Annotated in this window: 17 protein-coding genes; 5 read left to right on the forward strand and 12 right to left on the reverse strand. The window is 67.5% G+C overall.

Features of this window, described 5'->3' with window-relative positions:
- Positions 1 to 8: 8 nt before the first annotated feature.
- The gene (hrpB, locus tag LJ760_RS09035; protein WP_227921968.1) at positions 9 to 2,642 is read right to left on the reverse strand and encodes an ATP-dependent helicase HrpB; all 2,634 of its coding nucleotides are present in this window, start codon (positions 2,640 to 2,642) and stop codon (positions 9 to 11) included.
- Between the two features lie 87 nt (positions 2,643 to 2,729).
- Between hrpB and LJ760_RS09040 the strand changes: the two genes are divergently transcribed.
- Positions 2,730 to 3,221: a CarD family transcriptional regulator gene (locus LJ760_RS09040; RefSeq protein ID WP_227921970.1), complete on the forward strand. Its 492-nt coding sequence runs from the start codon at positions 2,730 to 2,732 to the stop codon at positions 3,219 to 3,221.
- On the opposite strand, the gene LJ760_RS09045 is transcribed toward LJ760_RS09040, so the two are convergent.
- Entirely contained in the window at positions 3,218 to 3,529 is a 312-nt protein-coding gene (locus LJ760_RS09045) for a hypothetical protein (protein WP_227921971.1), read from the reverse strand. The genes LJ760_RS09040 and LJ760_RS09045 overlap by 4 nt on opposite strands.
- Positions 3,530 to 3,672: 143 nt before the next feature.
- A complete protein-coding gene (locus LJ760_RS09050; RefSeq protein WP_442860657.1) occupies positions 3,673 to 5,448 on the reverse strand; it encodes a glycerol-3-phosphate dehydrogenase/oxidase in 1,776 nt (591 codons plus the stop codon).
- A 215-nt stretch (positions 5,449 to 5,663) separates the two neighbouring features.
- Between LJ760_RS09050 and LJ760_RS09055 the strand changes: the two genes are divergently transcribed.
- The gene (locus tag LJ760_RS09055; RefSeq protein ID WP_227922797.1) at positions 5,664 to 6,572 is read left to right on the forward strand and encodes a sugar-binding transcriptional regulator; all 909 of its coding nucleotides are present in this window, start codon (positions 5,664 to 5,666) and stop codon (positions 6,570 to 6,572) included.
- Positions 6,573 to 6,621: 49 nt separating this feature from the next.
- Entirely contained in the window at positions 6,622 to 7,164 is a 543-nt protein-coding gene (locus tag LJ760_RS09060; RefSeq protein WP_227921976.1) for a DUF4334 domain-containing protein, read from the forward strand.
- Between the two features lie 124 nt (positions 7,165 to 7,288).
- On the opposite strand, the gene LJ760_RS09065 is transcribed toward LJ760_RS09060, so the two are convergent.
- The 4 genes from LJ760_RS09065 to LJ760_RS09080 all read right to left on the reverse strand — a co-directional run bounded on the left by LJ760_RS09065 (position 7,289) and on the right by LJ760_RS09080 (position 9,831).
- Positions 7,289 to 7,678 carry a hypothetical protein gene (locus LJ760_RS09065; RefSeq protein WP_227921977.1) on the reverse strand — a complete coding sequence of 130 codons (390 nt, stop codon included), beginning with the start codon at positions 7,676 to 7,678 and terminating at the stop codon, positions 7,289 to 7,291.
- A gap of 358 nt (positions 7,679 to 8,036) precedes the next feature.
- The gene (locus LJ760_RS09070; protein ID WP_227921978.1) at positions 8,037 to 8,864 is read right to left on the reverse strand and encodes an SDR family NAD(P)-dependent oxidoreductase; all 828 of its coding nucleotides are present in this window, start codon (positions 8,862 to 8,864) and stop codon (positions 8,037 to 8,039) included.
- A 109-nt stretch (positions 8,865 to 8,973) separates the two neighbouring features.
- Positions 8,974 to 9,519 (reverse strand): hypothetical protein, encoded by a 546-nt coding sequence (locus LJ760_RS09075; protein ID WP_227921979.1) that lies wholly within the window; start codon positions 9,517 to 9,519, stop codon positions 8,974 to 8,976.
- A gap of 39 nt (positions 9,520 to 9,558) precedes the next feature.
- Positions 9,559 to 9,831, reverse strand: a complete 273-nt coding sequence (locus LJ760_RS09080) for a hypothetical protein (RefSeq protein WP_227921980.1) — start codon at positions 9,829 to 9,831, stop codon at positions 9,559 to 9,561.
- Between the two features lie 152 nt (positions 9,832 to 9,983).
- Between LJ760_RS09080 and LJ760_RS09085 the strand changes: the two genes are divergently transcribed.
- On the forward strand, positions 9,984 to 11,162 hold the full coding sequence (locus LJ760_RS09085) for a sensor histidine kinase (protein WP_227921981.1): 1,179 nt from the start codon (positions 9,984 to 9,986) through the stop codon (positions 11,160 to 11,162).
- Positions 11,159 to 11,821, forward strand: a complete 663-nt coding sequence (locus LJ760_RS09090) for a response regulator transcription factor (RefSeq protein WP_227921983.1) — start codon at positions 11,159 to 11,161, stop codon at positions 11,819 to 11,821. The genes LJ760_RS09085 and LJ760_RS09090 overlap by 4 nt, the downstream gene beginning before the upstream one ends.
- 21 nt (positions 11,822 to 11,842) lie before the next feature.
- On the opposite strand, the gene sigJ is transcribed toward LJ760_RS09090, so the two are convergent.
- The 5 genes from sigJ to LJ760_RS09115 all read right to left on the reverse strand — a co-directional run bounded on the left by sigJ (position 11,843) and on the right by LJ760_RS09115 (position 15,545).
- Positions 11,843 to 12,787, reverse strand: coding sequence for an RNA polymerase sigma factor SigJ (gene sigJ / locus LJ760_RS09095; RefSeq protein ID WP_227921985.1), 945 nt, complete (start codon positions 12,785 to 12,787; stop codon positions 11,843 to 11,845).
- Entirely contained in the window at positions 12,724 to 13,881 is a 1,158-nt protein-coding gene (locus tag LJ760_RS09100; protein ID WP_227921986.1) for an NAD(P)/FAD-dependent oxidoreductase, read from the reverse strand. The genes sigJ and LJ760_RS09100 overlap by 64 nt, the downstream gene beginning before the upstream one ends.
- A gap of 98 nt (positions 13,882 to 13,979) precedes the next feature.
- Positions 13,980 to 14,297: a transcriptional regulator gene (locus LJ760_RS09105; RefSeq protein WP_227921987.1), complete on the reverse strand. Its 318-nt coding sequence runs from the start codon at positions 14,295 to 14,297 to the stop codon at positions 13,980 to 13,982.
- Positions 14,290 to 14,760 (reverse strand): hypothetical protein, encoded by a 471-nt coding sequence (locus tag LJ760_RS09110; protein WP_227921988.1) that lies wholly within the window; start codon positions 14,758 to 14,760, stop codon positions 14,290 to 14,292. The genes LJ760_RS09105 and LJ760_RS09110 overlap by 8 nt, the downstream gene beginning before the upstream one ends.
- Positions 14,761 to 14,810: 50 nt before the next feature.
- Entirely contained in the window at positions 14,811 to 15,545 is a 735-nt protein-coding gene (locus LJ760_RS09115; protein ID WP_227921990.1) for a M15 family metallopeptidase, read from the reverse strand.
- Positions 15,546 to 15,689: the final 144 nt, after the last annotated feature.

A 15,689-nucleotide genomic window follows, 5' to 3' on the forward strand; every position in this document is an offset into this window, starting at 1 on the left:
ATCCGCTGTTACATCCGGGCCTTTGTCCTTGCCGTGGCCTTGGCAGACCAGGGGTCCTCAGGCCACGGGTGCCTTGGATACCGACCGCGCATCTCGGACCGGACCTGGGCATAGGGTCCGGACCAGAAGGATGCCAGGTCGTCGGTGACAGCCAGCGGCCTGCCCGCCGGTGACAGCAGATGAAAGAGCACCGGAACGCGTCCTTCCACGAGCCGCGGGGTTTCGGCCCAGCCGAAGCACTCCTGGAGCTTGACCGCTACCACCGGCCGGCCGCCGTCGTCGTGCCCCGGATCCGGGTAGTCGATCCGGACCCGTGAACCGCTGGGCACCTCGAGCCGTTCCGGGACGAGGTCACCCAGCCGGGATGCCTCCGGCCAGGGCAGCAGCCGCCGCAGCGCATCGGTGAGGTCGATGCTGTTGGCGGATGCCCCGCGGGCCAGTGCGTCCAGTTCGGGGCCGAGCCAGTCCTGGAGCCGGGCCAGCAGGGCCGGCTCGCTGACGTCCGGCCATGGCTCCCCCAGTTCCCGGTGCAGCAGGGCCAGGCGCCGGCGGAGCGCGTCTGCGGCCGTGGAGAAACCGATCAGTTCCAGCCCCTTTACCGTCAGGGCGCGGGCGACGGCGGCCCGTCCCTCCTCGGCGGACGGGCGTACCGGGGTGGAGCCAAGCAGGATTGCGCCGAGCCGGTGTTCCCGGCGCGCGGTGACCCGGCCACCGGCGAACTCCGCCTCCACAATGTCCGTGACCAGGTGTTCGGCGGCGGCTTCCGCGGTGTCCAGGTTCAGCGGCGCGGCGGAGCGGATCACGGCACCGGTGCCGGCGGCGTCGCGTCCCTCGGCGCGGGCGACATCGGCGACGGCCAGCCAGTCCTGTCCCGTGAGGGAACTGCCGGCGGGCAGTCCGGCACGGGTTCCGGAGGCGAGCAGGTAACGCTCCGGTCCCGCGCCGGGAACGCGCCGCGCAATCCGGTCCGGGAAGGCCAGGGCAATCACGTACCCCGGCGCCTCCCCGCCCGGGACTCCCCGTTCTGAAGCCGCCTTCTCCCGGCGGGCCAGCTGCTCCAGCCGCCTTACATCTTCGGCCCACCGGCGTTCACCGGGCTCGCGTCCGGTCCGCAGTCCGGCCAGCAAGCGGGTGAGGTCCGCTCCGGGTGCACGGTTGTCCCCCGAGAGCAGGGCCACAACCTCGGCCGCGGTCCGGGCACCCACCGCACCGGCGCCGTCGAGCAGTGCCCGTGCGAGCCGGGGATCGGCGGGCACGCGCGCCAGTGTTTTACCCCGGGCCGTTGCCAGCCCCTCGGCGTCCACGGCACCGATCCCGCGCAGCACCTGGACGGCGTCGCGCATGGCAGCCGGCGGCGGTGCGTCGGGAAGGGACAGGCCCTCGCCTCCGGGGGCACCCCAGCATGCCAGCACCAGGGCTGCGGCAGTGAGGTCCGCGACGGCGATTTCCGGGGTCTGGTGGGCGGGCGCGGCTCCGTAGGCCCTGTCGTCATAGCAGCGCACCACCGTACCCGGCCCCAGCCGGGCGGCGCGCCCGGCCCGCTGCTCGGCGGAGGCACGGGAACAGGAGACGGTGACGAGGCCGGACATCCCGCGCATCGCATCCCGGCGCGGTTCGCGGGCAAGCCCCGAGTCGACCACCAGCCGGACGCCGGGAACGGTCAGCGAGGATTCGGCCAGCGAGGTGGACACAATGATCCGGGCAGGCTCGCCCGGACCGCGGCCGGAAACGGCCCGGTCCTGCTCCCCCGGACCGATCTGCCCATGCAGTTCCAATACCTCCGTTCCCGCCGGAATACGCGAACGCAGCCGGCCCGCCACGGTGGACACCTCGCGTGCGCCGGGCACAAACACCAAGGCATCGATACCCGGATCCCGGGCCAGCGCGCGGGAATGCGCCCGAAGCGCAGTATCCGCCACATGGTCCAGGAACCCGCGGGTCACGCCGCGTTCATCGAAGCGGGGAACCGGAGCCGGGGCCCAGACCGTCTCGAGCGGGTGCAGCGCAGAAGGGCAGCCGACCACGGGAGCCGGCCCGGCGCCGTCGGGCGAACCGATCAGCGCGGCGAACCGCGGTGCGTCCAGGGTTGCGGACATGGCCACCAGCGTCAGGTCCTCGCGCAGCTGGCGGACCTCGGTGAGCATTCCGATCAGCAGGTCCGTTTCCAGCCCTCGTTCATGGACCTCGTCCAGGATGACCGCGGCCGTTCCTTCCAGGCCCGGGTCGGCCAGCAGGCGACGCAGCAGGATGCCCGGCGTGACGAATTCCACGAGTGTGGAAGGTCCGGTGCGGCTCTCGCCCCGGACCGTGTAGCCGATCCGCCCGCCGAGGGCAGTGCCGTCAAGCTCGGCCAGCCGGCGGGCCGCCGAACGGACCGCAACGCGCCGCGGCTGGGTGACCACCACCCGCGGCCGGGTCCCGCCGCGGGCGAGGACGTTCGCGACGAGCGGCGGCACCAGGGTTGTCTTTCCGGTGCCGGGAGGCGCCTGGACGACGGCGGTGCCCGCTCCGTGCGTTTCGCCGCCACCCCCGCCGAGCACCCCGGCGAGCTGCGGGACCGACTCGGCAAAGACCAATCCGTTGCCGATGCCCGCAAGGTCGAAGGGCGGGTTGGTTGGGTGCGGGGAGGCCGGAGAAGTCACTCTTCCATTCTGCCTCCTGCGGGAAGCGGTAAAATGTTAAGAGTCTCGTCACTCGCCCCTGCCCTTCCTCTTCCTTGGAGGTAGCAGTTGCCATTTTCCGAAGGCCAGATCCTGGTCCACCCCCATCACGGCCCCGCCGTTGTCAGCTCCTTCCAAACGCATCCGCGCATGCAGAAGAACTGTATTGTCCTGGAGGTCCAGTCCTCCCACCTCATGGTCTGGGTGCCCGTTGACCAAGTGGACCACGTCGGCCTCCGTCCGGTCCTGGACCGGGCGGGACTCGACACACTGTTTGGCGTCCTCCGCGCTCCGGCGGATAAAGAAGATCCCCAATGGTCGCGCCGGTACAAGGACAACGCGGAGAAGCTTGCCACCGGTGATCCGATGGTGATTGCGGCCGTGGTCCGCAACCTGATGCTGCGCGAAGCGGACCGCGGACTCTCGCAGGCCGAACGGGAAATGCTCCGGCATGCCCGGCGGCCGCTGCTGACGGAGATTTCCCTATCGCTCGGACTCTCTGAAGTAGAGGCCGGCGCCAAGCTGGACGCCGTCTGGGCTCCGTCCACCGCCGTGGCCTAGTCACAAAGCAGGTGGTGCCAGCTGTCGGCAAGCACCTCCAGGGCGTGCTCGCGGTTCGGTTCGAACTTCCGGCGTGCCCAGAGCGTAGCCACGTAGTCCAGCTGGGTGAAGGCAAGGGTTCCGCGGATGTGGCGGGTCTCTTCGGTGTAGTGTCCGGCCAGCTGCAGCCCGGTGACAATGTCCGTGACGACTTCCTCGTGCCACGCCTCCATGATTTTCCGGATTTCCGGATCCGAGGCTGCCGCTTCATCAAGCACATCGAGGTAGGGCCGGAATACCGCCTGCGGGTCGGCCGGCCGGTCACCCACAAGATCTACCGCGACGCCGCGCACCCGTCGCGGCTGGTGCTGCCGTTCACCCGGCGGTCCGCAGGGTAAGCAGATATAAAAAACAGCAGAGGGCGGACACCGTATCGGTGTCCGCCCTCTGCTGTTGTTGTCTTACTCCGGTACTAGGAAGCCAGCGCCGGGATCTTCATGCCGTGCATGGTGACCAGCAGGTCGCGGGCGAACTCAGCCTGACGGCGCGTTTCGGCCTCGTCCCAGCCCAGCTGCGGGGCCAGCAGGTCCGCCAGCTCGGTCAGCATGTCCTCGGACACCAGGCCGCGGAAGGCCAGCGAGGTGCGGCGGATCAGGATGTCGGCGAGCTGCGTGATCTGCTCGTTTTCCACCATGTAGGTCAGCTCGCGGGTGCTCAGCTCGTTGGTGGAGGCCAGCAGCTGGTCCCCGCCCTGGGACAGGAACTCCAGGACGTCGACGGCGCGGGTGCCGTAGCGGGTCAGCAGGACGCGGACGCGGTCCCGGTCGGCCACGTCAGAGGCCATGCGGTTGACCCACAGACGCTCTTCAGCCTCGGTGCGCGGGAAGTCCTTGCCGCCGCCGATCTGCAGTTCCGCCGTCGTCGTCTTCCGCGGCATGCCGAGGGCGGTCATCGCCTCGGTGGCCAGGGTCTCGGACAGGGCGCGGAAGGTGGTCCACTTGCCGCCGACCAGCGACAGGCTCGTGACGTTCTTGCCGGCGCGGTTGTCCGTACGCTTTTCCACGCGGTAGTCGCGGGACACGAAGCCGGGCTGCGTGTCGTCGTGCTTCGGCAGCGGGCGGACACCCGAGAAGGTGTAGACAATGTGGTCGCGGCGCACGTCAACGCTCGGGAAGACATGGGCGATCAGTTCGAAGAAGTACTCGATCTCTTCGTCCGTGCAGACCGATGCTTCGTTGATGTCGGCGTCGATGTCCGTGGTGCCGACCAGGACGCGGTCGCCCATCGGGTAGATCAGGACGATGCGGCCGTCGGTGTGCTCGAAGAACATTTCACGGCCGGCGCAGGCTTCCAGCAGTTCCGGGTGGTCCAGGACGATGTGCGAGCCCTTGGTGCCGCCCATGAAGCTGGTGCGCTTGCCGAAGGAATCGTTGGTCTCGTCAACCCAGGCGCCGGTGGCGTTGATGACGACGTCGGCGTCGAAGACGAATTCTTCGCCGGTGACTTCGTCGCGCAGCACGGTGCCGGCGTCGGTGGTGCCGACGGCGCTGACGTAGTTGCTGGCCCGGGACTGCGGGTTGGCCTCGAGGCCGTCGCGCAGCACGTCGAGGGTGAGGCGCTCGGGGTTGTGCACCGAGGCGTCAAAGTACGTGGCGGTGTACTTTACGTCCGGGCGCAGCTTCGGCAGTTCCTGCAGGGACTTCTTCTTGCCCACGAAGTTGTGCTTGGGGGCCACGCGGCCGCCGCGGGAGAAGAAGTCATACATCAGCAGGCCGGCCTTGATCAGCACGGCGCCGCGCTCGGTGTGCTTGCCCTGCTTGTGCGTCAGGAAACGCAGCGGGGCAGCAGTGATGCCCGAGAAGGTGGTGGTGATGGGGATGGTGGTCTGCAGCGGCTTGACGTAGTGCGGGGCCAGGCGGAGCAGGGCGTTGCGCTCGACGACGGACTCGTGCACGAGGCGGAACTCGCCGTTCTCCAGGTAGCGGATGCCGCCATGGATCATGTGCGAAGACGCACCCGACGCGCCCTGGCAGTAATCACCGCGCTCTACGAGAGCTACGTCCACGCCCTGCAGCGACAGGTCACGGAAGGTGCCGACGCCGTTGATGCCGCCGCCGATGATCAGCACCGAGGCCTTGGGCCGGTCCTTCAGCTGCTGTACCACCGGACGGGTCCGGGCGGCGGTCTTTGCCTTGCTGGGGTTCACCGAATTGTCCACGTATATCTCCAAACGCTTCTGTGGCTGCATTGCCATATCTACTCAATGGTCGAAGCCTGCGGCTCCCGGGGCCAACCAATGCACATACGTGCACCCTGCGATAATGGATTCATGGAGTACACAACCGTGTCGATGGACAGCAAATGAACATTGGTGTCAGTGGCCGGTTCCCGGATGCCCCCGGTACCGGACCTGCGGCGAATGAGAAGGAAAGCCGCGACCGGGATGCCCTCCGGGCCGCGCAGATGTATTACCTGCAGAGCCTGACCATGGAGGCGATCGCCCGGGAACTTCGGATTTCCCGTTCCACCGTTTCCCGGCTGCTCTCATACGCGCGCAGCACCGGGCTGGTCCGGATCGAGATCCGCAACCCGTCGGACCGGGCCCCGGCGCTGGAACAGGAGATTGCCTCCCGCTTCCGCATCCAGGCCCACGTGGTTCCGGTGGCCGAAACCGTCTCCCCCGCCCAGGCCCTGCAGCGGGTCGCCGTGCAGGCGGCGCACCTGATCGGTCCGCTCATCGATTCGGATGCGATCATCGGCGTCGCGTGGGGCTCGACCCTGACGGCAGTGAGCCAGCACCTGCCGATCAAGAACACCCATGACAGCACGATCGTGCAAATGAACGGGGCCGGGAATTTCCGCACATCGGGCATCACCTACGCCAGTGAAATCCTGCAGCGCTTCGGCCACGCCTACGGCGCGCGGGTGGTCCAGTTCCCCGTTCCGGCGTTCTTCGACCACGCCGAAACCAAGGAAGCGATGTGGCGGGAACGTCCGGTCCGCCGGGTGCTGGACCTGCAGGCCCGCATGAACACGGCGATCTTCGGCGTGGGTTCCATGGAGGCGGGCGTGACAAGCCACGTCTACAACGGCGCCTACCTTGACGAGGAAGACCTGAACGAGCTCATGTCCGAAGGGGTAGTGGGCGACGTCGCCACCATGTTCTACCGAGCGGACGGCACCTGGGACGGGATCAAGCTCAACCACCGCAGCACCGGCCCTGACCTGTCTACGCTGCGGCAGGTCCCGCGCCGGATCTGTGTGGTGGCCGGGGAAACCAAGACCACCAGCCTGCTTGGCGCGCTGCGTGCCGGCCTGGTCACGGACCTGATTCTGGACGAAAACTCCGCCCGGCGGTTGGCCTTCTCCTAACCCTTGTATCCTGCAGGAGCCTTGTATAGCCCGATCAGGAGGCATCCGCATGGACCACGAACCCGCCCGACGGCTCCAGGAACTGCAGGCCGGGACCGACGCCGGGAGCGCACTGGAGTACTTTGATTCCCTGCCGCCGGTGCAGGTGCCTGAGCTGTTCGGCTCCTGGCACGGAACGGAGGTACCAACCGGTCACCGGCTCGACGGCCTGCTGGAACCGCTGGGCTGGCATGGGAAACGGTTCGACGGCGACGAGGAGGTCTTCCCTCTGGTCTTCTCCGGAGCCGGTGGGGGCGTGTTCAACGTGAATCCGGCGTTGGTTCCGCTTTCGGCTGTGCTGCGTTTCGGCCCTTTGCTGCGGAAGCCCGAGCTGCTGGCGCAGGTCCGTCCGGCTCTGCGTCTGGCGCGGACGCGGCGGCCCGGCGCGCGGCTCCGGATGACCGAGTACCGGGGCGTGTCCAGCGCGACCATGATCTATGACGCCCTCCCGGTCCTGGATGTCTTCCGCCGGGTCGATGCCGGAACGGTGCTGGGTGCGATGGACCTGCGTGGTCCCGGGGCTCCGTTCTTTTTCGTGCTGCGCAGGGGCTAGGTGGCTGCCGGCCGGTTTCCATGCCGCAGGGCGTCCCAGACTTTGGGACGGAAGTAACCTCCGGTGACCCCACCAGCAACACCGGCACCAATTGGTGCGACGCTGTGCTGTGCTGGCAGAGCACCTATCTGCAGAGCTGCGTGCCCGGGTCCACCGCGATGGATTCAATAACCTTGCCGGTGGAGGTGTCGATCACTACGGCTGAATCCCTGGGCCAGGTTTCGTCGGGGACGGGCTGGTAGCTGACATCGGACACGGCGGTGGGCTTGCCGGCGTCGTTCCGGCTGCGGTTGAAGGCGTCGACGGTCTTGCCAGTGTTGGTGTCAACGGTGACCGTTTCCTCCGGCAGGCCGGTCGAATTACCGGACACCGGCGTGGAATTCCACCAACCGTCGAAGCCGCCCACGCATGCGGGTTCTTCGTTTGCGTCGCGCGCGCTGCTGGGACCGCTGCTGCCGCAGCCGGATAGCACGGCGCCCAGTAGCAGCAGGCCCGCAATCGCCGTCTTCTTCATGCTTGAGCCTCCCCCAGATGATCCGGGGGAAGCCTAGAAGGCAGCGTCGGCTGTCAGGCTTATCCGGCCATGCTTCGTACCGGATGAGCAGATTACCCCGTCATCTGCTCACTAGATGCCGCTCCGGACATTCATAGTGCAGTAAATGCTGCCTGCCGACTGGCCAGGGGACATCTACTGCACTATCAATCAGGCTGAGCCCCTCACTGACAGCAGAGCGTCCCACCAAATTGTGCCGCTGTTGCTGCTGGGGCAACAGCGGCCACACCTGTCATACCGAGTGGGAGTGCCGGGCCGGGCCCACCTGGATGTCGGCACTGATAGGCCGCCGGCCCGCCAGCCCGGCTAACTACCCCGGTCACTTCGCGAGCATCGCCACCGAGCGGTTCCAGAGACCCAAAGCCAGCGCGGCGTCCCCGGCCTGCTTGTTGGGCTTGGCCACCTTGCTCCGGACAAAGTACTTGCCGGTCGGATAATCCGTTCCCGGGGTTCCCTCCGCCAGGAACACCAGTGTCCGGGCACCCTTTTCCGGCGTCGGAAGGAGCCTGCGCAGCAGCGGCGACTGGTAGACCGCACGCATTGCCGAGCCCTCGGCGCTGGAAAAGCTCGACCCGATCACACCCGGGTGGAAGGCAGTGGAAGTTGCCCCGTGCGAACGGTACCGGCGGTCAAACTCCTCCGCGAACAGGATCTGTTCCAGTTTGGCGTTCCCGTAGGCCTTGCTGGGGTTGTACACGTTTTCGTTCTCCAGATCGTCCAGGTCCACGTCGCCAAACAACCGGTTGGCCATGCTGGAAGTGTTGATCACCGTGCCGCCGGATTCAATGAGCCGGTCCGTCAGCAGCTGGGTGAGCAGGAACGGCGCCAGGTAGTTCACCTGGAAGGTCATCTCGTGTCCGTCCTCGGTGACCTGGCGGACATTGCCGAAAACCGCTCCGGCGTTGTTGGCCAGGACGTCGATCTGCGGATAACGCTGCAGCAGTTCCGAAGCCAGGGTACGCACGCTGCCCAGGTCCGCGAAGTCGGCCAGGAAATACTCGCCGCCCGTGTCCTTGGCGACAGCGGCGGTCTTCTCCGGCGACCGTCCCACAACCACTACGTGATGCCCGTTCTTGGTGAGCTGTCTGGCAGCGGCCGCACCGATTCCGTCACTGGCACCGGTGATCACGATGGTTTTGGGCGACACGAAAGCCTGCTTTCCTCAGAGGTGCGGCTGCCGGCGGCAACAACAGCTCCCACCTTAGCCGCGCGTGCCGCGGACACGGTAGGCGTGCCCGCGGCGCCGCATTTCCAAGTCACAGTTCCTGCCGTGCCCGGGCCAGTCCAGCTGCCGGTGACCCGCCAAACCGCTGCCGGCAGGCGGCCAGGAAAGCGGTAAACACGGCAACTGCGGACACCGTGTTGAAGCCCATCCGGGAGCGCCAGTGCCACGTCTGAAACTCCTTGGCGACCTGCTGTAGGTATTGGACGGAATGTACTGCCGGACCTTCAACGAACATGATGTCGTTGCGGGGCCAGAAGTACAGCACCGAGACCGCGCCCTCAGCCGCAGTCATTGCGAGTCCGAGCAGCACTAGCCACCGGACGCGAGGCCAGTGCCAGCAGAGCACCAAAGCTGCGACCCCAAGGATCAACGAAGCCATCCCGAGCGGCGGGAAGAAGTCGGACGGACCGCTCACGGCAAGGAAATCCATCGTTGTGTCCAGGGATGCAGGCGGATCATGGAAAACATTCGGATAGACCATAAGCGTCTCCAAGACAATGGCACCAAACAGTGTCATCACCACCCACAGATAGGCAATCAGGACTGGAAACGCCAGCCGGCTACGTAGGGTGTTCATGGGGTACTCCTTGGATCAGTGACAGGTAATACCGGGCAGTCAGCGGCCCGCAGGCCGGAGGTACTGCACGGCCAGGGCGAGCAGGCCGGCGCCTGCACCCCAGATCGTGTTGATCACCAAAATCGGGATGATGGCAATCGGCAGGGCCACAGGACCCTGCAGGGATCCGGTCAGCACCCACTGTCCGCCGGGTAGGTCGAACCCGGAGATCCGCATCAAGGGTCGGATCAGCCCAATGGCAGCAAGTCCCAGGACCAGTTTCACGCTGAGTCCCGGACGCACCGGCGGGGACGTTCGCATTGGAGATGTCATGGCACCGACGCTACGGACAGCGCCCCGCCGGCCGCATCGGCCCCAAAGCGTGAGTTGGGCCGCTCCGTAGCGAGCTTCCGATCGCTCCCAGGCGACTCCGTTGTCGCCTGGGAGCGGATCCCGTCGGGCCTGGTTCTGCCTACCATGGAGCCATGCCTGCAACAGTGGCAGCCCGGCCTTCGTTCCCTGATGCCAGCGTCGATCCACGACTGGTCGACGCCGTCCTTGCCGCCGCGATGGGCGCGGTGGTTGCCCTGGCTGTCGCGGCGGATCTTGAGGGTACCGGCCGCGCCGGTCCCGCCACCTACCTCTTTGCCGCCGGGCTGGGTGCTCTGCTGCTCCTTCGGCGGCGCCTGCCGCGGGTGGTGCTGGTGCTCACCGTCTTCGGGATTTTCTCCTATTACATCTTTGATCTGCCGCCTATCGGCCTCGCGTTACCAGCGGTTGCAGCCCTCTTTTCGGCCGCTGAACGCGCGCATACCCGCGCAGCCGTTGCCGCCGCGGCGGCGCTGGTGGTGGTCGCCGCCTACTTCCGGGTGGAGGAGGGACTGCCGGGCAGTTACTTGTTCAGCTATGACCTGCTGACCGACGTAGCCCTGGCGGCAGCGGCCATCGCACTGGGAGTCAGCGTCCGGGCCCGGGGAGAAACCCGAAGGCACCAGGAGCGGCTCCGTTCGCTGGCGGCGGCCGAGGAGCGGAACGAAGCACGCCGGCGGCTGGAGTCTGAGCGCGTGGGCATCGCCCGCGACCTGCACGACACGGTGGGCCACGCGCTGTCCGTCATCGCAGTGCACAGCAATGTGGCTGCCGAAGCCCTGGGCCGGGACAACGACGCCGCCGCACAGGCACTCGGGCAGATCCAGGCCGCTTCCTCGGCCACCCTGCGCGAACTGCGCAACACCGTGAAGATACTGCGCTCCCCTGCCTCCGGACCGGCCGAACGGGACGGGTTGGGACTGTCGGGACTTCCGCAGCTGGTGACCCGCGCACGGGAGGCGGGCCTCGACGTGTCCGCCGACGTGGACGTCGCCGCCGGAGCACTGGACGCCGGGGTCGATGCCGCCGCGTACCGCATCGTCCAGGAGTCGCTGACGAACGTCCTGCGGCACGCCGGCGCCCGGCATGCGTGGGTATCGGCCCGTTTGCGGGACGGCATGCTGGAGCTGTCGATTACCGACGACGGCGTGCGGCAGGGCGGTGCCGGCCCCGGCCGCGGCCTGCAGGGCATGGCCGAACGCGCGGGGCTGCTCGGCGGCCGGTTTTCTGCCGGTGCCCGGTCCGGCGGCGGTTTCGAAGTCCGTGCCACCCTGCCCGGAGCACTGTCGCCGTGATCCGGGTTGTGGTGGTCGATGACCAGGAGCTGGTGCGCACCGGCCTCCGGGCACTGGCGGAGCGGGAAACGGACATCGCCGTCGTCGCCGAAGCAGCGAACGGCCGCACGGGCGTGGAGCGGGTACGGGAACAGCTCCCGGACGTGGTGCTGATGGATATCCGGATGCCGGAGATGGACGGACTGGAAGCAACCCGGATCATTGTGGCGGATCCTGCCCTCCGTGAGGTACGGGTCCTCGTGCTGACGACCTTCGGCGAAGATGAGCACGTGTTCGATGCCATCCGATCGGGCGCTGCCGGTTACCTGCTCAAGGATGTCTCCCCGTCGGAGCTGCGCCGTGCCATCCGCGTGGTGGCCGACGGGGAGGCGCTGCTGTCCCCGGTAGTGACCCGTACGGTGCTCAGCAGCATCGCGGCCTCTCTCCCGCCGGCCTCACTCGATGCCTCCCGTCTGGCCGGTCTGAGTGAACGCGAGCAGGAAGTCCTGGGCCAGGTGGGCCGCGGACTGTCGAACGCGGAAATCGGTGCCGCCCTATTCCTGTCCCCGGCCACCGCCCGCACCTATGTGTCCCGGCTGCTTGCGAAGCTGGGCGCCCGGGACCGGGCCCAGCTGGTGGTGATTGCGTACGAAACCGGGCTGGTGGTTCCGGGCGGCTGACCACCTTCGCGGACCCGACCCCTAACCCTGCAGCCGCACCAGCTTGTCCGGGTTGCGCACCGCGTACACCGCCTGCACCTGGCCATCCACGAGTTCCAGTTGGAAGACGGTAGTCACCGCCCCCTCTTCACGGAACGCGACCGCCGGCAGGCCGTTCAGCTCAATGAACTCGGGGACGGCCCCGGCACCGTACTTGTCCGCCAGCCCGATCATCAACCGTGCCACCTTCTCCGGGCCGTAGACCGGCCGAAGCGCGGCACTGACCTTACCGCCGCCGTCGGATACCAGGACCACGTCCGGAGCCAGCACGTCCAGCAGGGACTGAATCTGCCCAGTCAGGGTGGCGGCCAGGAAACGTTCGACGGCGGCGCGGTGCTCGCCCGAGTCGGGCACCGTCCGGGGTGTGCCGGACCGCAGCCGGGTACGTGCCCGGTGAACCGTCTGCCGCACGGCGGGCTCGCCGATGTCCAGGGTCGCCGCAATTTCGGGATAACCGAAGCCGAAGACCTCGTGCAGGATGAACGCGGCCCGCTCCGGACCGCTGAGGGTCTGCAGCAGTACCAGCATGGCCGTTGAAACCTCGCTGGCTGTCAGGGCCGCCGCCTCCGGGTCCGCCGGCAGCCGTGCCGGGCCGGTAGGCAGCGGTTCGGGCAGCCATTCACCCGGATAGTCCTCCCTCCGCCGGGACGCTGTGCGGAGGGAATTCAGTGCCTGGCGTGAGGCGATCCGCGCCAGGTACGCCCGCGGGTTTTCCACCTGCTCCGCTACTGCCCGCCACCGCAGATAGGTCTCCTGCACAACGTCCTCGGCGTCGGTTACGGTGCCGAGGACGTCGTAGGCAATGGTGAAGACCATCCCTCGGTGCTTCAGGAACTGGGAGTCACGGCTTAACCGGACCCCGCTCAGCTCCGTGCCGCCGGCGCCGTCGCCGTCGCCGCCTTGCCCGCCTGCGGACCTGTTGGCCATGTGTACGCTCCGCTTCGTTTCGCTTCGCCGCGGATCCACCGCAGTGTCATCCGGCAGATGATTTCCTTCTGGACGGCCGCCGTCCTGCCGTGCAGGTGGAAGCGGGTGGGAGAATCGTCGGCAGACAGGAATTGAACCGCTCCGTCACTGCGGCCCAGACTAATGCACAGACCGCGGAATCCGCTGTCGTGCCGAAGTTCCGCCTTACCGTCCATGGCGCGGAGGATGTTTCCTGCCGCGTCGGCTCCCATCGGCAGAGCCGCCGCGCAGCACATCCGCAGGTAGTCGTAGAACGGGTCGTCAATCACGGCCGCGTCGCCGGCGCCATAGATGCGGTCCTGGCCGCGTACCCGCAGGGTCGGATCCAGGCTCAGCCGGCCGACGTTGTTCACCGGAAGTCCGCTGGCCGCAGCCAGGCCCGGCACGCCGAAGCCGGCGCACCAGAGCACGACGTCGGCGCCCAGGCCGGTGCGGACGTCACCGTCGGCAGGCACCGGCGTCCCGCTGTGCAGTCTTACTCCTGCCCGGCGCAGGCTTTTCTCCACGGACCGGCGGGTCTGCGTGCCGAGCCGTGGCACCACTGGAGCGGCGCTGTGCAGGCTCACCTGTAGGTGTTCGAAGTTCCCGGCGGTCTCCGCGGCTGTCTCGACGGCGGTCAGCCCGCCGCCCACCACGGCCACGCGGGCCCCGGCGGGCAGGGCAGCCAACTCGCTGCGTGCCGCCGCGGCTCCTTCCAGCTGTTCGATCCGGAGAGCGCCGTCCGGTGCCGTTCCCGCCGCCGAGCCCACGGCGTAGACCAGATAGTCGTAGCCCGCTTCTGCTCCCCCGGCCAGTTGAACCGTCCGCCGGTCCGGACGGATCTCCACTGCTGAATCGGAGATCCGACGCACGCCCGGATGCAGGATCGAAGCGAAATCGACGGTGGCGTCGGCACGGGTTCCGGCAGTGTATTCATGCAACCGGATCCGCTCCACGAACCGGAGCTCCGGCGTGACCAGGACGACGTCGAGCCCCGGCCGGCCGTTGGCCGCCAACCGGTTCGCCGCCATTACCCCTGCGTATCCCCCGCCCAGAATGACTGCTGTGGTGCCCATGAGTGCACTCCCTGCTTATCGCGTCTCATCATCCGGCTTCTGCGCCGGCTGAACATGGGACACCGCCCGGGGAGGGTTTGTGACCGGTTGCGGAGAAATCAGTCGGGCCGGACGTGTGCCGCGCCCGCAATCTCCTGCAGCGCCAGCACATGCGAGTCAAAGCTCTTCCTGCCGGCGGGCGTGAGTGCCACCCAGGTGATCCGGCGGGCGTCCCGACGCGCCGGTGACGTCGTCTTGGCCAAGCGCACATAGCCGGCCTCCGTGAGGATTTTCAGTTGCTTCGAAAGCGTGGCATCGGAAACCCCCAGAGTGTCCCGGAGGACGGCGAAGTCCATCTCCTCCAGCGGGCGCAGCAGCCCGCAGATCCGCAGCCGCGTCGGCGGGTGCACAACCTCGTCAAACCGGGGCTCAGGCATGCGGAACCGCGCGGAGCTGGTCAACCGCGGCCCGGAACGCGACTCCGGCGAGCCCGTAAACCGCCGCGAACGCCGCAAGGCTTGTGATCATCACCGCCCAGTCGAGTCCCAGCGACACCAGGCCCAGACTCACGGAAAAAAGAAACAGGCAGACCAGCGCAGCCAGGGCGATTGCTCCGTTCGCCCGCGCACCCAGCCTGCGGAACTTCAACCCGGTGTCACGGCGGATCAAGTGCAGGATGACGAACAGCAGTCCCACGAGCAGCCACGGCCAGGACGGCGATTGATAGTCGGCTCCGGGCCGGGCGTCCAGTGCCGCCGCCACCCAGCAGGCAGCCAGTGCACCGATGGCTGCCACCAGTGCACGGGGAGGAGTGACGCCTGCTGCCAAGGTGTCGCGGTCGGCGGTCAGGTTCCGGAGATTTTCAGCAGCCTCGTTCGGATCGCGCAAGTTACTTTCCATGCTGGAAAGAGTATTGGCCGGCAACCCCGGCGTCAACGTTGAGGACGAGATTAGGGCAAGGGTTCGTGTGCAGGCTTCGAAGGCGGGGCCGGCGGCTTCGGCGGGGCCGGCGGGTGGTACAGCCCGGCATACTCCTCCAGCGTGATGCCGGCATCGTGGATCTTCCCGGCCGCGTCGGGGCCCAGATAACGCAGGTGCCACGGCTCGTAGGCGTAGCCGGTAATGGTCTCGGCACCTGCGGGATAGCGGATGATGAAGCCGTACAGATGGGCATTCGCAGCGGCCCACGCGCCTGCACCGGTCCCCTCGAAGCAGGCCTGCAGCGAGCACGCGCCGTCGGCAGCACCGATGTCCACGGCCAGTCCGGTCTGGTGTTCGCTGTGGCCGGGCCGTGCCGAAATCGATTCCGCCAGCGCGGAGCCGTAGCGTCCGGTGTAGGCATCGTGCAGCCGGGACTGGGCTTCTGCGGTCCGGAAACCGCTCACCGCGTCAATCACGACGCCCGCGGCCGCAGCGTCGTTCTTCAGCTGGACGAACGCGTCCGCTGCTTCCCGGCGCAGCGGAACACCGCCGGCGTCAACCACGTCCTGCGGCACATAGCCGGGGTCACCGAGGGGGCGCTCCTTGTTCACAACCACTGAGACGCTGCCGGGAGAATCGAAATCCTGTCCGGGCGGTGCCGTGAAGGCGGACACCGGCTGGTCCACGGAAAAGAGGTAGGCCAGCAGTCCGAGGCACACGCAACCGAGGATAGCGATGTGCGTGGTGATGTGCTGGCGCGGCATTGTCTTTCCCTCCCCTTCCACTTTCCCATAGCGGCGGCCGGTCCGGGAGGATCGACGCGTACGTTCGACTCTTCGCCTCCGGTCACGCACAGTCGGCGGAAAATACCCAAGAATGCTGCATCGATAAACCTTGTTTCCCCTAAA

The sequence above is a fragment of the Arthrobacter sp. zg-Y895 genome (assembly GCF_020731025.1).
In the GTDB taxonomy this organism is placed as follows: domain Bacteria; phylum Actinomycetota; class Actinomycetes; order Actinomycetales; family Micrococcaceae; genus Arthrobacter_B.

Excerpts from the sequence above, each read along its gene's own strand:
- LJ760_RS09050 (WP_442860657.1), bottom strand. The coding sequence starts at position 5,448 with ATGCAGCCACAGAAGCGTTTGGAGATATACGTGGACAATTCGGTGAAC.
- LJ760_RS09060 (WP_227921976.1), top strand. The coding sequence starts at position 6,622 with ATGGACCACGAACCCGCCCGACGGCTCCAGGAACTGCAGGCCGGGACC.
- LJ760_RS09100 (WP_227921986.1), bottom strand. The coding sequence starts at position 13,881 with ATGGGCACCACAGCAGTCATTCTGGGCGGGGGATACGCAGGGGTAATG.
- LJ760_RS09075 (WP_227921979.1), bottom strand. The coding sequence starts at position 9,519 with ATGAACACCCTACGTAGCCGGCTGGCGTTTCCAGTCCTGATTGCCTAT.
- LJ760_RS09065 (WP_227921977.1), bottom strand. The coding sequence starts at position 7,678 with ATGAAGAAGACGGCGATTGCGGGCCTGCTGCTACTGGGCGCCGTGCTA.
- LJ760_RS09110 (WP_227921988.1), bottom strand. The coding sequence starts at position 14,760 with ATGGAAAGTAACTTGCGCGATCCGAACGAGGCTGCTGAAAATCTCCGG.
- LJ760_RS09085 (WP_227921981.1), top strand. The coding sequence starts at position 9,984 with ATGCCTGCAACAGTGGCAGCCCGGCCTTCGTTCCCTGATGCCAGCGTC.
- LJ760_RS09055 (WP_227922797.1), top strand. The coding sequence starts at position 5,664 with ATGTATTACCTGCAGAGCCTGACCATGGAGGCGATCGCCCGGGAACTT.
- LJ760_RS09080 (WP_227921980.1), bottom strand. The coding sequence starts at position 9,831 with ATGACATCTCCAATGCGAACGTCCCCGCCGGTGCGTCCGGGACTCAGC.
- LJ760_RS09115 (WP_227921990.1), bottom strand. The coding sequence starts at position 15,545 with ATGCCGCGCCAGCACATCACCACGCACATCGCTATCCTCGGTTGCGTG.
- sigJ (WP_227921985.1), bottom strand. The coding sequence starts at position 12,787 with ATGGCCAACAGGTCCGCAGGCGGGCAAGGCGGCGACGGCGACGGCGCC.
- LJ760_RS09105 (WP_227921987.1), bottom strand. The coding sequence starts at position 14,297 with ATGCCTGAGCCCCGGTTTGACGAGGTTGTGCACCCGCCGACGCGGCTG.